The organism is endosymbiont 'TC1' of Trimyema compressum (assembly GCF_001584725.1).
Taxonomy (GTDB): Bacteria; Bacillota; TC1; order TC1; family TC1; genus TC1.
Window position 1 is genome coordinate 1,287,292 of the sequence record NZ_CP014606.1, and the last position, 20,195, is coordinate 1,307,486.

Annotated in this window: 26 protein-coding genes, 3 tRNA genes and 2 pseudogenes; 9 read left to right on the top strand and 22 right to left on the bottom strand. The window is 33.4% G+C overall.

Annotation, left to right across the window (positions count from 1 at the left end):
- Positions 1-18 precede the first annotated feature (18 nt).
- From AZF37_RS08065 to AZF37_RS08095, 7 genes and pseudogenes are all read right to left on the bottom strand, one after another.
- Positions 19-1,227: an NADP-dependent isocitrate dehydrogenase gene (locus AZF37_RS08065; protein ID WP_088370338.1), complete on the bottom strand. Its 1,209-nt coding sequence runs from the start codon at positions 1,225-1,227 to the stop codon at positions 19-21.
- A 15-nt stretch (positions 1,228-1,242) separates the two neighbouring features.
- Entirely contained in the window at positions 1,243-1,845 is a 603-nt protein-coding gene (gene recR / locus AZF37_RS08070) for a recombination mediator RecR (RefSeq protein ID WP_088370339.1), read from the bottom strand.
- A 7-nt stretch (positions 1,846-1,852) separates the two neighbouring features.
- Complete coding sequence (locus tag AZF37_RS08075) at positions 1,853-2,167, bottom strand: YbaB/EbfC family nucleoid-associated protein (RefSeq protein ID WP_172793104.1); 315 nt, start codon at positions 2,165-2,167, stop codon at positions 1,853-1,855.
- Between the two features lie 199 nt (positions 2,168-2,366).
- On the bottom strand, positions 2,367-2,666 hold the full coding sequence (spoVG, locus tag AZF37_RS08080) for a septation regulator SpoVG (protein ID WP_088370340.1): 300 nt from the start codon (positions 2,664-2,666) through the stop codon (positions 2,367-2,369).
- A gap of 266 nt (positions 2,667-2,932) precedes the next feature.
- Positions 2,933-3,778, bottom strand: coding sequence for a 4-(cytidine 5'-diphospho)-2-C-methyl-D-erythritol kinase (gene ispE / locus AZF37_RS08085; RefSeq protein ID WP_088370341.1), 846 nt, complete (start codon positions 3,776-3,778; stop codon positions 2,933-2,935).
- Between the two features lie 17 nt (positions 3,779-3,795).
- Complete coding sequence (locus AZF37_RS08090) at positions 3,796-5,613, bottom strand: LTA synthase family protein (RefSeq protein ID WP_088370342.1); 1,818 nt, start codon at positions 5,611-5,613, stop codon at positions 3,796-3,798.
- 218 nt (positions 5,614-5,831) lie between these two features.
- Positions 5,832-6,203, bottom strand: a pseudogene (locus AZF37_RS08095) (molybdopterin cofactor-binding domain-containing protein); the annotation flags it as partial.
- A 132-nt stretch (positions 6,204-6,335) separates the two neighbouring features.
- Between AZF37_RS08095 and AZF37_RS08100 the strand changes: the two are divergent.
- Positions 6,336-7,485 (top strand): annotated as a pseudogene (locus AZF37_RS08100) (IS3 family transposase).
- A gap of 56 nt (positions 7,486-7,541) precedes the next feature.
- Here the strand turns inward: AZF37_RS08100 and AZF37_RS08105 are convergent.
- From AZF37_RS08105 to AZF37_RS12855, 14 genes are all read right to left on the bottom strand, one after another.
- On the bottom strand, positions 7,542-7,724 hold the full coding sequence (locus AZF37_RS08105; RefSeq protein WP_172793105.1) for a hypothetical protein: 183 nt from the start codon (positions 7,722-7,724) through the stop codon (positions 7,542-7,544).
- 7 nt (positions 7,725-7,731) lie between these two features.
- Positions 7,732-8,034: a hypothetical protein gene (locus AZF37_RS08110; protein ID WP_088370345.1), complete on the bottom strand. Its 303-nt coding sequence runs from the start codon at positions 8,032-8,034 to the stop codon at positions 7,732-7,734.
- Positions 8,035-8,639: 605 nt separating this feature from the next.
- A complete protein-coding gene (locus AZF37_RS10685; protein WP_162474015.1) occupies positions 8,640-8,804 on the bottom strand; it encodes a hypothetical protein in 165 nt (54 codons plus the stop codon).
- A 439-nt stretch (positions 8,805-9,243) separates the two neighbouring features.
- Positions 9,244-9,320: transfer RNA gene (locus AZF37_RS08115), tRNA-Arg, on the bottom strand.
- A gap of 3 nt (positions 9,321-9,323) precedes the next feature.
- Positions 9,324-9,416 (bottom strand) — tRNA-Ser (locus AZF37_RS08120).
- Positions 9,417-9,436: 20 nt separating this feature from the next.
- Positions 9,437-9,525: transfer RNA gene (locus AZF37_RS08125), tRNA-Ser, on the bottom strand.
- Positions 9,526-9,690: 165 nt separating this feature from the next.
- A complete protein-coding gene (locus AZF37_RS08130; RefSeq protein ID WP_342668642.1) occupies positions 9,691-10,128 on the bottom strand; it encodes a (2Fe-2S)-binding protein in 438 nt (145 codons plus the stop codon).
- Positions 10,129-10,133: 5 nt separating this feature from the next.
- Complete coding sequence (locus AZF37_RS11865) at positions 10,134-10,682, bottom strand: FAD binding domain-containing protein (protein ID WP_245611942.1); 549 nt, start codon at positions 10,680-10,682, stop codon at positions 10,134-10,136.
- Positions 10,654-11,001 carry an FAD binding domain-containing protein gene (locus tag AZF37_RS11870; RefSeq protein WP_245611943.1) on the bottom strand — a complete coding sequence of 116 codons (348 nt, stop codon included), beginning with the start codon at positions 10,999-11,001 and terminating at the stop codon, positions 10,654-10,656. Before AZF37_RS11870 ends, AZF37_RS11865 begins: the two co-directional genes overlap by 29 nt.
- Before the next feature lie 18 nt (positions 11,002-11,019).
- Positions 11,020-11,805 (bottom strand): molybdopterin cofactor-binding domain-containing protein, encoded by a 786-nt coding sequence (locus tag AZF37_RS12835; RefSeq protein WP_342668715.1) that lies wholly within the window; start codon positions 11,803-11,805, stop codon positions 11,020-11,022.
- A complete protein-coding gene (locus AZF37_RS12840) occupies positions 11,703-12,860 on the bottom strand; it encodes a molybdopterin cofactor-binding domain-containing protein (protein WP_342668716.1) in 1,158 nt (385 codons plus the stop codon). Before AZF37_RS12840 ends, AZF37_RS12835 begins: the two co-directional genes overlap by 103 nt.
- On the bottom strand, positions 12,861-13,214 hold the full coding sequence (locus AZF37_RS12845; RefSeq protein WP_342668643.1) for a hypothetical protein: 354 nt from the start codon (positions 13,212-13,214) through the stop codon (positions 12,861-12,863). It lies immediately after the preceding gene.
- Between the two features lie 285 nt (positions 13,215-13,499).
- Positions 13,500-13,739 carry a hypothetical protein gene (locus AZF37_RS12850; protein ID WP_342668644.1) on the bottom strand — a complete coding sequence of 80 codons (240 nt, stop codon included), beginning with the start codon at positions 13,737-13,739 and terminating at the stop codon, positions 13,500-13,502.
- Complete coding sequence (locus tag AZF37_RS12855; protein WP_342668645.1) at positions 13,733-14,038, bottom strand: NAD(P)H-dependent oxidoreductase; 306 nt, start codon at positions 14,036-14,038, stop codon at positions 13,733-13,735. Before AZF37_RS12855 ends, AZF37_RS12850 begins: the two co-directional genes overlap by 7 nt.
- Positions 14,039-14,425: 387 nt before the next feature.
- Here AZF37_RS12855 and AZF37_RS08150 point away from each other — a divergent pair, with 387 nt between their 5' ends.
- From AZF37_RS08150 to AZF37_RS10690, 8 genes are all read left to right on the top strand, one after another.
- Complete coding sequence (locus tag AZF37_RS08150; protein ID WP_088370346.1) at positions 14,426-15,187, top strand: acyl-CoA dehydratase activase; 762 nt, start codon at positions 14,426-14,428, stop codon at positions 15,185-15,187.
- A 5-nt stretch (positions 15,188-15,192) separates the two neighbouring features.
- Positions 15,193-16,344 carry a double-cubane-cluster-containing anaerobic reductase gene (locus AZF37_RS08155; RefSeq protein ID WP_088370347.1) on the top strand — a complete coding sequence of 384 codons (1,152 nt, stop codon included), beginning with the start codon at positions 15,193-15,195 and terminating at the stop codon, positions 16,342-16,344.
- Between the two features lie 227 nt (positions 16,345-16,571).
- A complete protein-coding gene (locus tag AZF37_RS08160) occupies positions 16,572-17,213 on the top strand; it encodes a TetR/AcrR family transcriptional regulator (RefSeq protein ID WP_088370348.1) in 642 nt (213 codons plus the stop codon).
- Positions 17,214-17,331: 118 nt separating this feature from the next.
- Entirely contained in the window at positions 17,332-17,469 is a 138-nt protein-coding gene (locus AZF37_RS12860) for an ATP-binding cassette domain-containing protein (RefSeq protein WP_342668717.1), read from the top strand.
- A complete protein-coding gene (locus AZF37_RS08165) occupies positions 17,430-17,957 on the top strand; it encodes a DrrA family ABC transporter ATP-binding protein (RefSeq protein ID WP_342668646.1) in 528 nt (175 codons plus the stop codon). The genes AZF37_RS12860 and AZF37_RS08165 overlap by 40 nt, the downstream gene beginning before the upstream one ends.
- Before the next feature lie 10 nt (positions 17,958-17,967).
- Positions 17,968-18,636 (top strand): ABC transporter permease, encoded by a 669-nt coding sequence (locus AZF37_RS08170; protein WP_162474016.1) that lies wholly within the window; start codon positions 17,968-17,970, stop codon positions 18,634-18,636.
- A 72-nt stretch (positions 18,637-18,708) separates the two neighbouring features.
- Complete coding sequence (locus AZF37_RS08175; RefSeq protein ID WP_088370350.1) at positions 18,709-19,137, top strand: hypothetical protein; 429 nt, start codon at positions 18,709-18,711, stop codon at positions 19,135-19,137.
- A gap of 90 nt (positions 19,138-19,227) precedes the next feature.
- Positions 19,228-19,656, top strand: coding sequence for an ABC transporter permease (locus AZF37_RS10690; RefSeq protein ID WP_172793106.1), 429 nt, complete (start codon positions 19,228-19,230; stop codon positions 19,654-19,656).
- Between the two features lie 62 nt (positions 19,657-19,718).
- Here AZF37_RS10690 and AZF37_RS12510 read toward each other — a convergent pair whose 3' ends face one another.
- Positions 19,719-19,853, bottom strand: a complete 135-nt coding sequence (locus AZF37_RS12510) for a hypothetical protein (protein WP_281178860.1) — start codon at positions 19,851-19,853, stop codon at positions 19,719-19,721.
- Positions 19,854-20,195: the final 342 nt, after the last annotated feature.

A 20,195-nucleotide genomic window follows, 5' to 3' on the forward strand; every position in this document is an offset into this window, starting at 1 on the left:
CTCCTAAAGTCTGCTCCTTTATTTTAAATTGCTTTCGAGTTGCTGTCTTACAGTTTTTAAGAAATCAAATGTATTTAAAGTTTGACCCTTAATACTAGACAAACTAGCTAAGTCTTTAGTCATATTGCCAGCTTCTATTGTATCAATTGAAGCCTTCTCTAAATTATTGGCAAAAGCAATTAAATATCTGTTGCCATCTAGTTCTCCTCTTTTTCTAAGAGCACCAGACCAAGCAAAAATAGTTGCCATAGCATTTGTAGAAGTTTCTTCACCAGCCAAATGTCTATAGTAATGTCTTGTAACAGTTCCGTGAGCAGCTTCAAACTCATAATATCCCTTAGGAGAAACAAGTACAGAAGTCATCATAGCAAGACTACCAAAAGCCGATGCTACCATATCGCTCATTACATCACCATCATAATTTTTACACGCCCAAATCATTCCACCTTCAGAACGCATTACTCGAGCTACAATATCATCGGTTAGCGTATAGAAATATTCAATGCCTACCTTATCAAAATCTTTTTGATATTCTGCAATAAATATTTCTTCGAAAATATCTTTAAAGCGGTGATCATATTGTTTGGAAATTGTATCCTTAGTACCAAACCAAAGATCTTCCTTCATATCCAAGGCATATTTAAAACAGCTTCTTGCAAAGCTCTCGATTGATTCATCTAGGTTATGCATACCTAAAATAACACCCGGCCCATCGAAATTATGAATGGTCATTGATTTTTCTTGACCACTTTCACCTTTGAAAGAAAGAATTGCCTCTCCTGGCTCATCTGCAATTAACTCAACATCTTTATAAACATCTCCATATGCATGACGAGCAATCGTTATTGGTTTTTGCCAATTTTTCACATAAGGCTCTATCCCTTTTACAACTATAGGTTTTCTAAAAACAGTACCATCTAAGATTGCTCTTATAGTACCATTTGGACTCTTCCACATTTCTTTTAAATCGTATTCTTCCATACGTTGCGCATTGGGAGTAATTGTTGCACACTTTACAGCAACACTATATTTCTTAGTTGCTTCCGCCGCATCAATAGTAACCTGATCACCTGTTTCATCTCTATGCTTTAAACCTAAATCATAATATTCAGTATTTAAGTCAACAAAAGGTCTAATTAGCTCTTCCTTAATACCTTCCCAGATAATACGGGTCATCTCATCTCCATTCATTTCAACTAACGGGGTGTCCATTTTAATTTTTTCCATTATATCTCCTTTACTCTAAAGCTCTTTTCTATCTTCAAATGCATATAATAATGTCATTTCATCAGCAAACTCTAACTCACCACCAATAGGTAGTCCATGTGCAATTCTAGTTACCTTTATCTGAAAAGGCTTTAAAAGTTTGCTTAAATAGAGGGCTGTAGCCTCTCCTTCGACACTTGGATTTAATGCTAAAATAATTTCTTCATAGTCCTCTTCATTATTTAACCGAGTCAACAATTCCTTGATACGAAGATCCTCTGGTCCAATGTTTTCAGCGGGAGACAAACTCCCTTCTAAAACATGATAATATCCTTTGTAATTGCCGTTTTTCTCTAAAGCCATGACGTCTTTAGGGTTCTCCACAATACAAAGGACTTTTTTATCTCTTAATGGGTCACTACAAATACGGCATGGCACCACATCTGTAATACTAAAACAAATAGGACAAACTTCTATTTTTTCCTTTGCATCGAGAAGTGCCTGTCTGAGAGCCTCAACTGTACTCTTATCCATATCTAAAATGGAAAAGGCAATTCGCTCTGCACCTCTTGGTCCAATGCCCGGTAATTTTTTCAGCTCACCAATGAGAGCCATCATAGGTTTTATATAACCAATCATTTCTAAATTACATTCCTGGTAAATTCATACCACCAGTTACTGAACCCAATTCAGAATTTGTCAAATCTTGGACTTCTTTAATTCCTTCATTGACTGCAGCCAGAACTAAATCCTCTAACATTTCAACATCATCACTATCAACTACCTCAGAATCTATCTTAATAGACATCAATTCCATAGCACCTGAAAAAACTACTGTTACAGCGCCACCGCCACTTGATATCTCAACTGTTTTCTGTTTTAATTCTTCCTGCTTTCTAAGCATATCTTCTTGCATTTTTTTAGCTTGTTGCATTAACTTTTGCATATTTGGCATTCCCATTGGACTGACCCTCCTTATTTTAATTATCCTTATTTATTATAACAAAAAAAACCCTTGTATGCCACACAGTAACAGTAAGAAAAGAAGCTCTTTTCCTATTTTCCAAAACAGCTATAGCTCAGTTTTTCGACAACAAAAAGCCACCTGAATTTCAGATGGCTTTTTCCAATCAGTATTATCCTATTTCATTAGCAAAATCTTAAATTGAACTTGAATGAAATTCACTGTTCAATGCTTCATTTTCATTGTAGTTATTATAAAAACCAATTATTTCATCTTGCAATAGTTGACGCGCTTCACTATTGATTGGATGAAAAACATCCTTGAACTCTCCTTCTTTTAATTTCTTAGAAGGCATCGCTATGAAATAGCCATTCTCATTTTCAAGAATTTTGATACCATGAATTACATAAGCATCATCAAGCGTTGCTGAAAGAATCGCTTTAACCTTACCCTCATCATAAGTTCTACGAATTCTAACATCAGTTACCTTTGCCATTTTTACCACCCTTTCGTGTCCATATTTGTATGCACTGGCATTTGATGATTCAATAATAGCACTAATTGTATGACTTTTGTTATAAAAAACACAATATTATTATAAAGATATTTTATAGATGTCACTTCATTTCAATAAAGTCTATTTATAAATTTCCGTCCGAACAACCTAAATAAAACATGCTTTATTAATTCATGTTTAAAATTATAAGTTACTCAAAGTCTCATTTGTTGGTCTTTTTTCTAATTTCTACTATCGGTTAAGAACTATAATGTATTTGTAATGTATGCAAACTTTATCTTATTTTTAATTTCATTATAAGCTTTCTTTATGAAATCATTTTCAGCGAAAGCGAGTAAGGTCGGTCCACTACCGCTCATAAGCACAGTTTCACAACTTTCTTTCACATCTTGTATCCAACTATTAATTTCAGGATACAAGGCTCTTGTTGCTTTTTCAAGGTCATTGGTTAAATACTGTCTGTAATCAATCCCCTTAGTAATTGCCACTTCCATCTTTTCAGAATAGCCCTTATTTAAATAGTTTTCTCCCATTCTATCAAATTCATCATAAACTGTTTTCGTACTCACCCCAAAATCTGACTTAATTACTAATAATGAAGTTTTAGGCAAAGAAGGAATAGGTCTTACCTTTTCACCAGTTCCTTCCACAAAACAAGTACCTCCGATAATGCAAAAAGGAACGTCTGACCCAATACGGCTACCCAGTGTAACAAGTTTACCAATAGGCCAGTCAACATCCCAAAGACAATTTAATGCAAGTAAAGTAGTAGCAGCATCGCTGCTACCGCCACCTAACCCTGCTGCAATAGGAATTCCTTTGTTAAGGGTAATAGTAACACCTCTCATAACCCCTGTTACCGCTCTTAATAATTTAGCTGCTTTTACTATTAAATTATCCTCACCATAGGATAAATCATCTCTATTACCGCTTAACGCAATATTTAAATCTGAACGAGATTCAAAAGTTAAAGTGTCGTGAAGCGCAATACTCTGCATAATGCTATTTAAAGGATGAAGCCCCCTATTATTAAGTGGCTCAACTTCTAATGTTAAATTAATTTTCCCATAGGCTTTTTTAACAATTTTCATTTTCCTTTTCTCCTTAACTATAAATAGGCGCTATTATCCTCAACAACCCACTTTTTACTTTCTTTTTCAATATAATACTTATTGCTTAATATATCATTATTTAATATTTCAAAATTTTTACTAAACTGGTTAAAGGTGTCAGAATTTTTTTCAAAAATTTGCTTATCCTTAATTAGATAGGTAGGGGTAAATGCTTCTATATTCTCTTTCTTTCTTACTTGGTTAAGATAGTGAAAATAATTTGGCATATTAAATTCTCCAGAAGTCATTAAGGCCTCAGGCAATAGTGTTAAATCAATAGATTCTATTTGCTCTTTCTCTACAGAGCCCTTTGTATAATTATCCCAAATAAATGCAGAGCCTTTGTTCATTTTTATTTTCTTTTCAAGAGAATCTTCGGCGCCAACATATCCCAATGTTTCATATAGTTTATTATCTTTCCCTAATACAGGTAATTTCTCACTATAAAAAACTATCATTGTGCGCCTCTTAGTTTTCCCTACCATATCAAATATTTCTTTAACTGAAGCATCTAATTTTTTCAAATCTTCTAAGTACTCATTTATTATATCTTCGTCTGTTCCTGTTGTATAACTAGATTTAGTACCTTCAAGATGAGTAAAAATAAATTGAGGTTTATCAGAACTCTTATTTATAGTATTGCCAATTTCCTTAATTATTAAACTATCTGTAATCGGAATATCTTTATTTTTTTTAGTTAAATCTTCTAAATCCGTAAAGGAATTAAAACCTAAATTTTGGTAAAAAGTTTCTCTTTTATTATCCGTACCTTTTATGCCCATAATACTATGGCTCTCATAGCCATTATTTCTAAAGATACTCGCCAAGCTCATTATAGGTTCCTTTACAAAGATTCCTTTGATTTGCCCACGATAAGGGTATTTTTCTACAGATAATCCTGTTAAAGCTTCATATTCTCCATTTAGATTACTCTGCCCCATATCTGTAATATCTACTGCATAGCCCTGTCCTTCGCTTATCAGCTTTCTGTAATTTGTTAGAGGATCCTCAATATCATTATTCGTCCCAAGTGTTGAGTCCCAAAAGTTAGAGAGCTGTATCATTACAACATTAGGTTGTAAATCACTTTTCTTTTCCTGACTCTTTGCTTTACCATTAAAAACTTTTGCCACCTCTTCTTGAGTCGGTGGTTTCACACCATTTTCTAAATAAAAACGATCATTAAAATAAATGGCCGTTCCTAATGTTTCTACAGATAAAACTTTTCCATTAGTAAGGAGTATCTGAGACATTATTAATTGAATGAATACTGCAAAAACCAACCCAACAATAACACCGCTACTAACTCTTTTCTTCCAGCCTATATCAAATGAATGCATTAAGAAAATTAATCCATATAATACAATCAATGCAAAAATCAAAATTAAAATAAAAGGAACCATAATATCAGAATTTAATTGCCCAAATAAATTTTCTTCTCTAAACACTTCAATATCTGATAGGGTAATTCCTGTTCCTAGAATTGCAAATTTAATATGACTAACTAAAGCTAGAAAAAAGGCTACTACATTCAAAATAGTATAACTAATCCATTTATTGCCAATTATCCCCCATAAAAAATAACCAATTAATGCCACTATAATTACATTAAGCAAATAATAAAATGGCTCTCCAAAAACAAATGAAAAAGCCCACATAATATTGCCTCTTGTTAATGCCTCAATAAAAAATATTAACAAAAACGGATAAAGAATCCAAGGTAATACCGAATACCACCTAGGTGGTTTGAAAACTATACTTCCTCCTTTTTTATTAACAGTTGTTTTCTTAACATAGCCCATTTTTTTACTCATATTACAAAATCCCCCTTGTTTCTCCCTCTTTTTATTATACTAGCAATAATCAAAAAAAACAGTCATAAGCCTTAAAACATAACTATATGCGATAAAAACACCTCTTATAAAAAAGGTGTTTTTTAACTATTTGCTTTTTCGCCAACTGCTTTCAACACTTTTTTCCAATGTCGCTGGTATTTCTCGTATATAAATTCCGATAGCATCAGCAATACCATTTATAATAGCTGGAGCAGCACAAGACAAGCAGTAGGTTCACCAAGCCCTTTAGCGCCAAAAGGACCAAAGGGACCAGGTTCTTCAATGACAACTGTTTTAAGCTCTGGAATATCCATCGCTGTAGGAATCAGATAACTATCAAAATTCAAATTTTTAATTGTTCCCTTTCTAGTTTCAATATCTTCAAACAAACCATAACCTAAGTCCATTACTAAACCACCATTAATTTGGCCAATTACTTCTTCTTTATCAAAAGCATGACCAACATCATTAGCCTGGCTTATATCTACTACTGTTTTCTGACCTGTTCCTAAGTCAACTTCAACTTCAGCTATACAAGCACCATACACATAGCAAAGATATGCATCCCCATTCCCTTTTACTGGATCCTATACTAAATCATCAACTGTAAACCAGCCATTTTTTGGACATATACTAAAAAAGTAGACAGGAAAAAGTGAAACATGTTTTAAATAAGTAGACACATAAGAAAGGATAAAATTATGAATAATTACAAGAAATACGATGAAGAATTTAAAAAAAGTATTGTTAATTTACACCAAAACGGTAAAACTCAATCCCAACTTTCTAAAGAATATGGTGTCTCCATGTCTGCTTTACACAAGTGGATTAAACTTTATTCTCAGGTTAGAATTGATGATGATACTATTCTAACCGCTAAGCAGATTAAGGATCTTCAAAAGCGTAATGCTCGACTCTAGGAGGAAAATATCATTTTAAAAAAAGCAATTGCCATATTCACGCCTCACTCAGACAAAGATTAATGGCTGTTCATACCCTTCGTTTTCAGCACGCTATCTCTTTTCTTTGTCATGTCCTTAAAGTGAACCGCAGCTCCTATTACAAATACTTTTCGGAAAAACTTTCTCCTAGAACTATTGAGAATTAAAAACTCCGTCAGCTTATTCTCGGAGATTTGTCATCTTACTAAGAGACGTATTGGCCCATCTAAGATTAAGGCTCTTCTTTCCTATGACTATGGCATCAACATCAGTATTGGTAGAGCGAGCCGCCTGATGACTGACATGAATCTTCCTAAAATGCCTACTATCAAACTTCGGTTTATTCATCCGAGGTCTATTCCCAATTTTGATTGCCCTAACTACCTAAATCAAAATTTTAATGTTCCTCAGCCCAATCAAGTCTGGGCTAGTGACATTACCTATATTAATTTAAATGCCTCTTTTGCTTATCTCTGTGTTATTATGGATTTATTTTCTCGTAAAATTATTGCTTGGAAGCTCTCTCTTAAAATTGATACTTCTCTTGTTAAGGATACTTTTATCAAAGCCTTTTATTCTCAAAAACCTTCTACTTCTCTTATTTTTCATTCTGACAGAGGTTCCCAATATACTTCTTTTATCTTTAGAAAGCTCCTTGATTCTTTTGGTATCATTCAATCTTTTTCTAAGCTTTCTCATCCTTGGGACAATGCTGTCGTTGAGTCCTTTTTAAATATATGAAAAAAGAAGAAATTCTTCGTAGGTCTTTTTCTTCCTTTGCTCAAATTAAGCTTTCCTGCTTTGAACACATTGAGGGCTTCTACAACCCCCTATACGTCCCCACTCTGCTAATAACATTCTTTCTCCTAATTCCAAAGAAGACTATTTTTTCACTTCTATTAAAACTTAATTTCACTTTTTCTATCTACTCTATTGACATTCTTCCAAGCCTATCAGGCAGACTTGTTAGTTGATTATCCTTAAACGTTTTAAATTATTTAGGTTCCCTATACCTAATGGTAGACTTGTTAAGTTTTTGTATTTTAAATATAATCTTTTTAAATTAGTAAATGCATCTATACCAGTAATATCTGTTAGTTCATTATATTCTAACTGAAGTTCTTCACAACTTAACACATTGTTATCCATCTTATCATTAACACTTTTTCCAAACTTTTTTTGCAACTACCTCCGCTGTATAGGTGTTGGGAAATTGCTGAGCAAAAGTAACTTCATCTTTATCAGAAATATCCTCGTTAGTTTGATTACTTGCACTTTCTACTGGTTGATTGACAATGGCTAGGTCTCCAACTTTACCGAACTTGGCTTCTTCTACAATAACATTAGGATTTTCCGATTGAACAGATGTAAGCTTTTCCTGAAAATCACTAGATTCTTTCGCTTTTATAGAATGGTTTCCAGTAAAACTTACGATAGTAAATAGTAACGCTATTATCAACAGGCATATAATAGCCTTTTGAACATGCCTAAAGTTTGATTTTCCATGACTAAACCTTCTTCCTTATAAAATATTTTTTTATGCCTTTATTATAATATAATAATATATATTTATTTGTCAATATTGAAAAAACGAACTCAAAAACCACTTCTGCTCTATACTTCTAACACTAATATTCACCATTTTTATTCTTTCATATACTCTAGCAATTATTAGTCGCTACATTCCTAGAATTACATTTCTATAACAATCTAAGAAATTATAAAAAACAGCTAAAAAATGTTAATATATGTATTGTATAATTGCTAATTGTATGATATATTTTTATTGTAATATTTTTCATATTTTTGTATCCTCCACCATAAAAAAGCCAATCCATTAAGGATTGGCTTTTTTATTATTCACATAAATATTAAAATAACATAAATTTTCATAATACGCATGATGTAGCAAAGCGCCCTAAACACTATGTTTAAAGTTTTCTATCATTACATAATTTTCAATAAAAAAAGGTGAATTGGGTAGTATTAATTAACACCAAATAATAGCGTATTCTGTATTTTTTGTAAATAGTTTTATTTAATCATCTTTATAATATCGTATTATTATTCTTTTATTAAAATCACAGTTTTCGCCACGCCCATCTGCGACTGTATTCTAACCACAAAATATACTACATATTCTTTTTTAATTATCTGATTTTCTGGAGCAATTCCATTACTACCAATTAAATCAAAAGAAACTGTGTAAAAGAGTTCTAAATAATTCAATGCCTATGTTAGAGTTTCTGAAAAGTCAGTACTTGGACTACCTATTGTTGTATTAAATGCAAAATTAACAGAAACTATATCGTTTATCATATCATTCCCACTAATTGTATAGTTTCCTATCCATTATTAGGTTGTGTAGATTTAAGCTTTTATAATTAGTTTAATTACCAATATTTTCTGTTAGACTTGTTAGTTGGTTGCTGTATGAGTATTAGAAAATGGTTGTGCAAAATTGACTTTACCTTTAGTAGTAGTTTCTTCAGCATTTAATAACTGAGATGAAATAAAGATTAAACTAATACATAAAATAATTAGACTTTGACCTTTCATTATTTGATATCTTTTTATGTTCTTTATTATATGTTAAAAAGTATAATCCACACAATAACAATTTCATAAATAAAAACCCTTCAACCACATTGGTTAAGGGATTTTAAAATGGCGTGCCTTGAGGGATTCGAACCCCCGACCTTCTGATCCGTAGTCAGACACTCTATCCAGCTGAGCTAAAGGCACATATGGCGGAGAAAGAGGGATTTGAACCCTCGATACAGTTTAACACCGTATACTCGCTTAGCAGGCGAGCGCCTTAAGCCACTCGGCCATTTCTCCACATTTATACTTAAATGAGCTGGCGGAGAGGGTGGGATTCGAACCCACGGCCCCTTGCGGAGTCACTGGTTTTCAAGACCAGCTCCTTAAGCCACTCGGACACCTCTCCAAACTTATCAAGCAAAAAAAATTATAACATGAATAGACCTTAATGTCAATTCATTAGACAATTAAAAAACTCTGAAAGAAGGGAGTTTATTCAACAACCTTCTTTCAGAGTTTTAAAATGTAAATAATGTTATTATTTCTCTCTTTAACGGTTTTCTCTACATCTTCAATAACTTTCTGATAACCTGTGAAACGACATAGATTTCCTGACAATCCTCGACGTATTTCCTCCCGACTTGGGGACAGGATTACCCTCTAAGAAAAAAGTGGCTGAAAGCACTAATCCCGGGGTGCAAAAACCACATTGGATAGCCCCAGTTTCTACAAAGTTTTTTTGCAAATCAGAAAGACTTCCATCAGCTTTTTGAATACCTTCAATAGTGGTAATTTTTTTACCATCAGCCCAAATAGCCAAATAAATACAGGAGTCTAAAACACTACCATTTACAATAACTGAACAGGCACCACATTCCCCTACACCACAACCTTGTTTAGCGCCAGTTAATTCTAATTTATTTCTAAGCATTTCTAATAAAGACATTTTAGTATCAATAGTAATTATCTGTTCAATACCATTAATGGTACAAGTAATTGTCTTATTCATAGCATTCACCCACCTAGCGCTATTTCCAACCCCCTAACAGGTAAAGCCCTAATTAATTGTTCTCTAAAGGCTTTTGAAGCTCTCCATGAATCTCTAGCATTAGTACTTTCAAGGCATTTTTCTCCAATAGCAATTAAATTTTCTTCATTAATCTTTTTATTTTTACCAAAATTTTCAGCTTCTTTTGCTCTTAAAGGAGTTGGACCTGCTACACCAAAAGCAATTTTCAAATCTTCAATTAAACCTTCTTTTTCCTTAACTAAAACACTGCAACCTAAGGTTGCAATATCCATTGCTTTTCTTTGACTAAATTTAATATAACGTCCATTATAACCTTTATAGTTTTTTTCTTCTATAACAAATCCTTTAAGAATTTCACCTTTTTTTAAATCAACTTGACCAGGGCCTTTATAGAAATCATTAATAGAGACATCTCGTTCTCCTGATGGACCAACTAATTTAAGAATAGCATCAAAAACACATAGAGTTGAAGCCATATCTGCTGAAGTAGCACCATTACAAATATTACCACCAATAGTTCCAGCGTTCCTCAATTGGAGGACCGCCTACCGTGCCACAAGCAGTGCTTAGACTGGCTAAATGGCGTCTCACCACTGGGATATGGGTATCAACTTCTTTAAAAGTTGCTGTGGCCCCTATAAAGATATCTCCATTATTTTCTCTCTTAATTGCTTTAAGTTCTGGTATCCTCATAATGCCTACCCAGTCCTTATCCACATATCCTTCTTTCCTCTCTCTGCTTTTAATGAGGACATCTGTGCCACCAGCAATTATTTGTCCATTAGCTTCACTGGCAGCAGCAATAGCTTCTTCCAAAGTTTGTGCCTCTAAATAGCTTTTCATCTGATACATGTCTTCTCCTCCTAACTTCTAGCCTCTCTTTAAGGCTTCAACTACTTTTTGTGGGTGAATCGGTAGGCTATTCAATTCCACACCAATGGCATAAACAACTGCATTTCTAATTGCAGGTGCTGGACCACATGCAGGGGGCTCTCCTAATGCTTTGTTACCAAAAGAACTGATTGGATCATTTTTTTCAACAAAAGCACACTGTAAATCTGGCATATCCATAAAAGTTGGCATCTTATAATCTAAAAGATTATTGTTTAAAGGTTTGCCTGTTTTAGCATCATACTTTAATTCTTCAGCTAATCCATAGGCAATCCCCATACTCATCCCTCCATGAACTTGCCCCTCTGCTAATAATGGGTTAATAATTGTTCCTGCATCATGAACATTCATAATATCTACTATGTTAACCTTTCCTGTTCCCACATCAACTTCTACTTCAGCAAACGTAGCACACGCTGCATAGGAGTTTGTTAGACAGGTATAAGAGACATCGGCTGTTAAGCATGAGCCTTTGTGAATATCATAATAAGTTTTTAAAGCTAATTCTCCTAAGCTTTCAATAATAGCTCCACTATTTTTATAAACAATATTACCATCAACAATATCAATCATATGAGGGTCAATTTTAGGATAAAATACTTTAATAGCTTCTTTAATCTTTACCTTTAACTCTTTGGCACCCTTTCGAATAGCTAATCCCGTTACATAAGTTTGCCTTGACGCAAAAGATCCAGGATCAAAAGGCGCAATATCAGTGTCAGTTGTTTTATCAACAATAATCCACTCAAAAGGTACCCCAATAATCTCAGCCCCGTCATTTGGGCTAAAACAGTGTCGGAACCCTGACCAATTTCTGTAGCACCTAACATTAATTTTATACTGCCATCTTGATTTAAAATTAAGCGACAACCTGCAATTTCAATGCCTGGTGCCCCTGGCCTTGTATTAGAACCATAACAGACAGTAGATAAACCTATACCACGTTTTACTCTAGCAGTTTCTTTTTCCTTTAGGGTTCTTTTTCTCTCATCCCAATTAAATGCTTCTTTGCCTTTTTCAATACATTCTGTTAAACCATTGGTGAAATGCTCAATTTGATTATAATAAGCAACATCACATTCCTTAACAACATTTTTCAATTGAAATTCAATAGGATCCATTCCTAACTTTCTAGCTATTTTATCAGTCATTGCCCCTACTGCAAAAGCAATTTGCGGAGTCCCATAACCTCGCATAGCGCCACCAGTTGCTGTATTCGTATAAACTGTTGTACTATGAGCTCTATAGTTTTCCATATTATATAAAATATGAATATTTTCTTCTCCCACAAATGTAACAGAATGACCATGAGAAGCATAGGCTCCACCTTGAGAAATAATCCTTGTTTCAATAGCATTAATAAGACCTTCCTTTGTTACACCCATTTTCAACTTACAATAAAAAGCATGGCGGGTGCGGGTCCAACTGAAAACTTCTTCTCTAGTTAAAGTAATCATTACTGGTCTACCCCCAACAGCCATAGACATAGCAACTGTTAAAGGTTCAATAACAACATCTTGTTTGTTACCAAAACCACCACCAATAAATGGCTTAATTACGCGAAAAGAACCTATAGGCATATTAAAAGCATCTCCTAAAATATGTCTCACTAAATGAGGAATTTGTGTTGAAGACACACATACCCATCTACTATCCACATCTTGATATGCATATGCTGTCTGGTTCTCCATTTGGCAGTGCTGCACAATTTGTGTTCTATAGTCATCTTCAAATATATAATCAGCTTCTTTAAAAGCCCTTTCTACATCTCCAATATCTGTTCTTGTATCAGCAATAAGGTTGCCTGTTCCAGCATGAATTTAAGTAGCCCCTTCAGCCATTGCTTCCTCTGGTGTTAGATAAAAAGGAATAACCTCATACTCTACCTTAATCTTTGACACGCCTATTTCAGCAGCCATTTCACTTTCAGCAATAACACCAGCAATTTCATATCCATATAAACGAACCTTCTTTGTTAATATAGAACGATCTAAACAATCACCAGCATCTGGTAAAATACTATGAGGATGACCCGCTGTTGTAAACGGATAATCCGGCACATCGTCTGGTGTTAAAACCTTAATGACACCCGGAACCTTTAAAGCTTCACTTACATCCAGTGATTTTACATACCCATGGGCAATAGTGGCCCTGCAAATCTTCCCGTAGAGCATTTTCTTCTTAGGTAAATCATCAGTATATTCAGCTTTTCCAGTTACCTTTGAGATAGCATCCTAGCGGGGAGAGTTCTTACCAACTACATTAAACTCCATTATGACACTCCCTCTCTATTTTTTGTAAAAATACCATCTATTTAAGCCAATGTCAACCTCTTTTTAACCTTTAGAAAATAGTAACGGTTACATCATTTGTAATCAATTATAGGATTTTATATCAAAAATAAAAGATAAGTCTCTTTCAGTGTTCATAAAAGCTTTTAATATTTTAAATTTCTATTTTTATTTTTTCAATAAATAATTCTCTTTGTTTCGCCTCTTTTTTGTGTTACTACAATGTAACCAAACAATATTACTAATGCCTATATCTGAACAAATACTATTAATTAATCCATTTTCAATTGCACGCTTAGCAAGTTTTTTATCAGTGCTTGATGTAGTAATAATAGTCGTCTTCTTAATATTTGTAAGTAAATCTTGCAAACCCTTTTCTGTAATTTTATAGGCAAAGTCTTTTAACATAACTTTATCAAAAAACCCTTTAAAATTGCAGGCATAGAAAACCACCATATTGGAAAAATAATAATCAATTCATCAGTTATTCTTAGCATTTCCTGATATTTGCCTACTAAAGAATCACTATACTTGCCTTCAGCAAATAAGCCTAACTCTAACTCTGTCATTATCGGATTAAAACCATCTTTATTTAAATCAATAACCTGATAGTCCCTTCCTTTCTGGTCTATACATTCTCTAACAATATCAAAAATTGCTTTGTTAAAACTCCCATGCCAAGGATGGGCAAAAATTAGTGTAGTCATTTTTTCCTCCTTTAAAACATTCATTTTCCATATTCAATCACAGGTCTATTAAAATTCATCTTATTATATGGTTGCTATAGACTCTTTTTATTAATTTATCTAGGTTTTTCCCAAGACTATTCGTAAAACAATAATAACCATTTACAAAGCGTGTATTAAATAGCCCTATAGTAATATTATAAAACATCACTAACCTACTTATCATTGGACAAACAAACAATAAACCAAGAATTACTTTCTTTAAAATTGTAAATGCTTAAGTTTATAAAATACACTTATCTTTTTCCTTTCTTTATGAAATAATAAATCAATTTTGTCTAAAATCATTCACTCCTTTATATATAATAGGTATAATAACATAGAAGTGAACATGAAAGGAGCCTATATATGTATTATGTAGGCATTGATATTGGTTCAACAGCAGCCAAGACCATTGTCATTAAAAATAATGAAATTATTAAAGAAAAGCTTCAACCAACAGGTTGGAATAGCCGAAAAACAGCAGAGGAAATAAAAAGCTGGTTAATAGCTGAAGGTATTCCTGAAAAGGAGAGCATTTATATCGCAACTGGTTATGGAAGAGTTTCAGTTCCCTATAGCCATAAAGTTATAACAGAAATAACTTGCCATGGTAAAGGGGTTACCTATCTCCATGGGCAAGATGTAACCATAATTGATATTGGTGGTCAAGACACGAAAATTATTGCTTTAGAAAATGGCATTGTCACTAACTTTATTATGAATGATAAATGTTCAGCTGGTACAGGTCGTTTCCTAGAAATTATGTGCAACACACTTAATGTTTCTATGGAAGAGCTCTTTAAATTAGCTGAAGCTGGTAGTAATGTAACCATTAGTTCAATGTGCACTGTTTTTGCAGAATCTGAAGTAATAAGCTTAATTGGCCAAGGGTCAGATAGAAAAGATATTAGCTATGGTATCGTAGATTCTGTCATCCAAAAAGTAGCCCAATTAAGCAGTAAAATAAACAGTCAGGCTTTTTTTCTAACAGGAGGACTATACCAATTTCCTTATTTAGCCAAAGCCTTGGCTAAGACTTTAGAAAAAGAAGTAATGACTCATCCACAAGCTCAATTTGCTGGCGCCATTGGCGCTGCACTATTAGCTGAAAATTTAGATAGGAGATGAAACCATTGGAAAAAAACAAATTACCAGAAATTTTTGAAACATTTGACGAGGCAAGACAACAAGGCTTCATAAAAATGAAGAACTTTAAAGACAACGGAGAAAAAGTTGTCGGTATTTTCTGTACCTATGCGCCTAAAGAAGTTATTTATGCAGCAGGGGCGCATCCAGTAGGCCTCTGTTCGGTCAGTGATGAAACAATTGGCGAAGCAGAAAAACATTTACCAAAAAATCTTTGTCCTCTCATTAAATCAAGTTATGGCTTTGCCATTACAGACAAATGTCCCTACATCTATTTTTCAGATGTTATTGTTGGAGAAACTACTTGTGATGGTAAAAAGAAAATGTATGAACTTTTAAATGAAATAAAAGATACCTATGTTATGGATTTACCCAATAATCCAACAAAAGAATCTGGACAAAAACTCTGGGAAAATGAAGTAAAACTTTTCAAGGAAAAACTTGAAGACAAATTTAAAGTTAAAATAACAGAAGAAAAGTTAAAAGATGCTATAAAGCTATGTAATCATGAAAGAGCTCTCCTCCAAGAACTCTACAACCTTCCAAAATTAAGACCAACACCTATTTCAGGCACTGAGCTTCATACTATTCTTTTTGGGTCAGGTTTTATGTTTAATAAAGAAGAACAAAGCATCCAAATGCGTGAACTTATTGACAATCTAAAAACAAAATACGCTAATAATGAATGTGAAATTAGCCCTGATGCTAAAAGAATATTAATTACAGGCTGCCCTAGTGGTGGTGTCCAAGCTAAAATAGTGAAACCACTTGAAGAAGCTGGTGCTGTAGTTGTATGCTTTGAAAACTGTATCGGTACCAAAAACTTCAATAACTTAGTAGATGAAAATGAAGAACCCATAAAAGCCATTGCAGAACGATACCTTAAAATACCTTGTTCTGTTATGTCCCCTAATGAAGGGCGACATGAAGAACTTGAAAAATTAATTGACGAATATCAAGTTGATGGCGTTATTGATGTAGTTCTTCAAGCCTGCCATACCTACAATGTAGAAACAGAACGAGTAAAAAGAACAGTTAATGCCAAACAAACCCCTTACATGAGTCTTGAAACAGATTATTCAACATCAGATTCAGGACAAATTAAAACTCGACTAGAAGCTTTTCTGGAAATGCTCTAAATGCTTAAGCCCATATCAAAAAGTCTAGAAGATAGCTAACGCTAAATGAATAAAATTATAAACACTCAGGTTATCAAGCCTGAGTGTTTTTTATAAATTAGCAAAATAAAAGACAGCTAACTTAATTGCTTTTTTAATATAATATTAGTCTTGACAAAATAACAGAACAAGTTTATTATTAGACTGAACGTCAGTCTAATAATAAAAATAATGAAAAGAGGAATATTATGCGGGATGTAAAAAACGCTGATGAACGTAAAAATGAAATCATGGATGTAGCTGAAGAACTATTTACTCTAAAAGGCTATGATGATACAACTATTAGCGAGATTATTGAAAAAGTAGGTGTAGCTAGAGGAACAATCTACTACCATTTTAAATCTAAAGAAGATATTATGAATGCTCTCATTGAACGGCAAACCAGCAAACTTTTAACTGAGGCTGAGCTAATTGCCAATGATAAAAGTATCCCTGTACTTAAGCGTATGATTAAAACCCTTATGTCTATGAACACCTACAAGGATAATCCTGTAAATCCAATTACAGAAGCACTACACAAACCCCAGAATGCTTTAATGCATCAGAAAATCGAGGAGACAATATTAAAAAAAGTCCCACCAATTCTCTTAGAAATTACAAAAGATGGAATTAATGAAGGAATATTTGATACAGCATATCCTTTTGAAAGTATAGAAATGATTATTACCTATAGCAATACTGTATTCAACAATTATTTGGAAAACTTAACACAAAAAGAACTTGTTCAAAAAATCAAGGCATTTATTTACAATTTAGAAAGACTATTTGGTGCTAAAGCTGGCACTTTTGCCTCATTAGTAGATATATTTATTTATCGCAGACAACAATAGAGAAAGCGAATCTTCAAGAGAAAAGTAAAATCAAAAAGAAGCAGGAGAATAAAATAGAAGAAATGATACAAGTTTCCGAACTAGCAAAAAGCTATAAAAAAATAAAGCAGTTGATACTATTAGCTTTAAGGTTTATAAAGGGGAAACCCTTTGTATATTAGGGCCAAATGGTGCTGGTAAAAGCACAAAACCATTAATATGCTTATGGGGGCTCTGTTGCCTGACAAAGGCAATATTTATGCTCCCTTTGTTTTAGCCCACAGACCAGAGCTATTGATTATGGATGAGCCTACAGTAGGTATTGATCCTCAGTCTCGAAACCACATACTGAAATCTGTAATGAACCTGCGAGAACAAGGGATAACCATTATCTACACCACCCATTATATGGATAAAGTAGAGAAAATTGCCTCCCGCATTATAATTATGGATAAAGGCAAAATTATTGCCTCTGGAACAAAAGAAGAAATAGAAGAGAATATAAATAAAGAAAAAATAATTTATATTAAAGGCAGTAACATGAATATACTGAAAACAAATAAACTCTTGACCATTAAAGGTATTAGGAAAATAAAATTAAGAAATAATATTCTCCAAATTTTTTCAGACAAACATGTAGAAAATTTGAACCAGATAATCCCTGTACTTATAGCACAGGGATGTAAAATTTATGATATATCCGCCCAGGCACCTAGCCTTGAGGCAGTTTTTCTATCTCTTACTGGGCGCTCTCTTCGAGATTAAGGAGGAAAGAATGTATAAATTTAAAACCATACTAAAGATGGATTTAAAAAATCTATTTACAAACCCTATGCAATTAATTGTGAATATATCCTTTCCTTTGCCCTTAGCTCTCATTATAGGCTTTATTACAAAAGGGCTGTACGGAGAAGCATTTACTTCTTTTAATTATTACTGTTTAACAATGTTTGTCTTTGCTGCATTACAAAACTCAACTGTAGCAGCAAATAGTTTTATGGAAGATCGTATTGTAAAAGCGAATATGCGCTTATGTACTGCGCCAGTACCAAACTTCTTCATCTATTTTTCAAAGATTCTGGCTTCCTTTCTGTTTGGTGTATTTTGCCATACTATTGTTGGACTTTTCTTTTTCATTATCGTAGGCGTTAATCTAGGCAATGGTCTAACAATATTTTACCTCTGGTTGTTACTCTGTGCCCTTGAATTGTTTGCCGTCAGTTTTGCTATTTTGTTTTGTTATCTATTAAAAAATGAAAAAGTGGTAAATCAAATACAGTCTAATGCTGTTATGATTGTTTGCCTTTTAGGAAGTGTTTTCTTTCCCATTGACAGCTTAGGAAGGCCCAGCATTTATCAGCTACATATCACCTGCCTCTTGGATAGTAGAAGCTGCTTTTCAGGCAATTTATGCCCAAGGTTTCGCTTTGCTTGGATGGTGTAGCGCAGTATGTTTTTTAATATCGATTCTGTGCATTTTATTATGTGGCAGGCTTTTTAATAGGGAGGATTATCTATGAAAGCAGTTTTAGTAAATAACTTTGTACCGAAAAAACAGGGCATCCTTTTACTACTGATTTTTACAGCTGCAATTTTCACCAGTAATATGCCTGCATCAAAATGGAATGTTGCGATTATATCTACTGACAGTATTAGGATAAATGAAGATGCAGTAAACATTACACGTGTAGAAACATCGCCACCTTTTTCTGATTTAATATTAGGCCGATACGACGCTATAATCTCTATAAATGAAAGTAGAGAATACACAATAGAAAGTATTAAAAATAAGGAGACCGCAAGGAAAATAGTTGATGCTTTAGAGAAGGGAGAAAGAGCACCGTCAATCTTTGGCGAAAGAGGTGTAGGAACAAATATACTTGGATTTTTAATTCTGTTCCTACTTTTTATCTGGAGGAATGGCAATAGGCTTATATGCAGATGATAGACAAAAAGGTCAGCTTACCCGTATTTCAGCTTCTTCAATAAATATTAGCATATATTTATTATCCCAATGCATCTTTGCCTTTCTTTTTTGTTTTTGCCTACTATTGCCATTTTGTTGGTGACAAAATACATCATAAGACTGGAGCTTGGATATAATCTACTAGAGCTAGTTGGTCTCATCGCCCTTATCTGTGCTTTTTCCAGTACATTCTGCCTTGTTTTATTCTCTATTCTTTCTAATAAAAATGATTCAGCTAAGATGATTGGAAATGCTATTATAATACTAACAACTATCCTTGCAGGAGGATTTTATTCCTTTGACAAAGGCAATCCTATTTTTGAAGGTATTAGTAATATTCTGCCACAAAGAGCCTCTCTGACTATAGCTGCTGGAATGGAAGAAAATGTTCTCCTTTTATCCTGCCTCCCTTCCTTGACTTATATAATAGTATTAATGTTAATTTTCTATATTTTTGCTGTATTGAAAACAAAGCGGGACTATTTAGGAAAGTGGTGAAAACAGGTGTAGCAAATTTGCTGCACCTTCGAGGTTTAATTATCACTATCTCCATATTCATATTAATGTTTTCCATCTATCATACTTTTAATTTGTTCATCTGACATCTCATAGTGAAAAAAATTACTATAGAAATATTTTATTTCAGTTTCCAATTTTTTACGATTCAATGTTTCTGGATACAGTTTATTCATCATCCAAAAAATAATTAGAGATTGCTCCACAGTTCTATTCCCACCATATATGAGCTACAGTTGGCGTTGCATAAATTTCTTTGTTTTTAATCGACAAAGTGCTGTTAGTATACAATAATCAACCTGAAGGGAAATAAAAACAAATTATTTTTTTGTATTTTTTTAAATCTCAAACCAAGAATAGTACCTGCTAGCAACATTATTATTCCACTTATTACTACCATGTTACCACTCGTTTTTGGCAAAATATACTTGACCTTCTGCAACAGCTGAAGCCAGTCTAATTGGAGCAGTAGTAAATAACATCGCTATTATTAATAGACATTATCACATATTCAGTTACTT

What these genes read in the sequence shown, in the direction of transcription:
- AZF37_RS08065 (WP_088370338.1), bottom strand. Translation starts at nt 1,227, where the DNA reads ATGGAAAAAATTAAAATGGACACCCCGTTAGTTGAAATGAATGGAGAT.
- recR (WP_088370339.1), bottom strand. Translation starts at nt 1,845, where the DNA reads ATGATTGGTTATATAAAACCTATGATGGCTCTCATTGGTGAGCTGAAA.
- AZF37_RS08075 (WP_172793104.1), bottom strand. Translation starts at nt 2,167, where the DNA reads ATGGGAATGCCAAATATGCAAAAGTTAATGCAACAAGCTAAAAAAATG.
- spoVG (WP_088370340.1), bottom strand. Translation starts at nt 2,666, where the DNA reads ATGGCAAAGGTAACTGATGTTAGAATTCGTAGAACTTATGATGAGGGT.
- ispE (WP_088370341.1), bottom strand. Translation starts at nt 3,778, where the DNA reads ATGAAAATTGTTAAAAAAGCCTATGGGAAAATTAATTTAACATTAGAA.
- AZF37_RS08090 (WP_088370342.1), bottom strand. Translation starts at nt 5,613, where the DNA reads ATGAGTAAAAAAATGGGCTATGTTAAGAAAACAACTGTTAATAAAAAA.
- AZF37_RS08105 (WP_172793105.1), bottom strand. Translation starts at nt 7,724, where the DNA reads ATGGATAACAATGTGTTAAGTTGTGAAGAACTTCAGTTAGAATATAAT.
- AZF37_RS08130 (WP_342668642.1), bottom strand. Translation starts at nt 10,128, where the DNA reads ATGAATAAGACAATTACTTGTACCATTAATGGTATTGAACAGATAATT.
- AZF37_RS11870 (WP_245611943.1), bottom strand. Translation starts at nt 11,001, where the DNA reads ATGTATCAGATGAAAAGCTATTTAGAGGCACAAACTTTGGAAGAAGCT.
- AZF37_RS12845 (WP_342668643.1), bottom strand. Translation starts at nt 13,214, where the DNA reads ATGCTCTACGGGAAGATTTGCAGGGCCACTATTGCCCATGGGTATGTA.
- AZF37_RS12850 (WP_342668644.1), bottom strand. Translation starts at nt 13,739, where the DNA reads ATGTTAAAAGACTTTGCCTATAAAATTACAGAAAAGGGTTTGCAAGAT.
- AZF37_RS12855 (WP_342668645.1), bottom strand. Translation starts at nt 14,038, where the DNA reads ATGACTACACTAATTTTTGCCCATCCTTGGCATGGGAGTTTTAACAAA.
- AZF37_RS08150 (WP_088370346.1), top strand. Translation starts at nt 14,426, where the DNA reads ATGTATTATGTAGGCATTGATATTGGTTCAACAGCAGCCAAGACCATT.
- AZF37_RS08160 (WP_088370348.1), top strand. Translation starts at nt 16,572, where the DNA reads ATGCGGGATGTAAAAAACGCTGATGAACGTAAAAATGAAATCATGGAT.
- AZF37_RS08170 (WP_162474016.1), top strand. Translation starts at nt 17,968, where the DNA reads ATGTATAAATTTAAAACCATACTAAAGATGGATTTAAAAAATCTATTT.
- AZF37_RS08175 (WP_088370350.1), top strand. Translation starts at nt 18,709, where the DNA reads ATGAAAGCAGTTTTAGTAAATAACTTTGTACCGAAAAAACAGGGCATC.
- AZF37_RS12510 (WP_281178860.1), bottom strand. Translation starts at nt 19,853, where the DNA reads ATGATGAATAAACTGTATCCAGAAACATTGAATCGTAAAAAATTGGAA.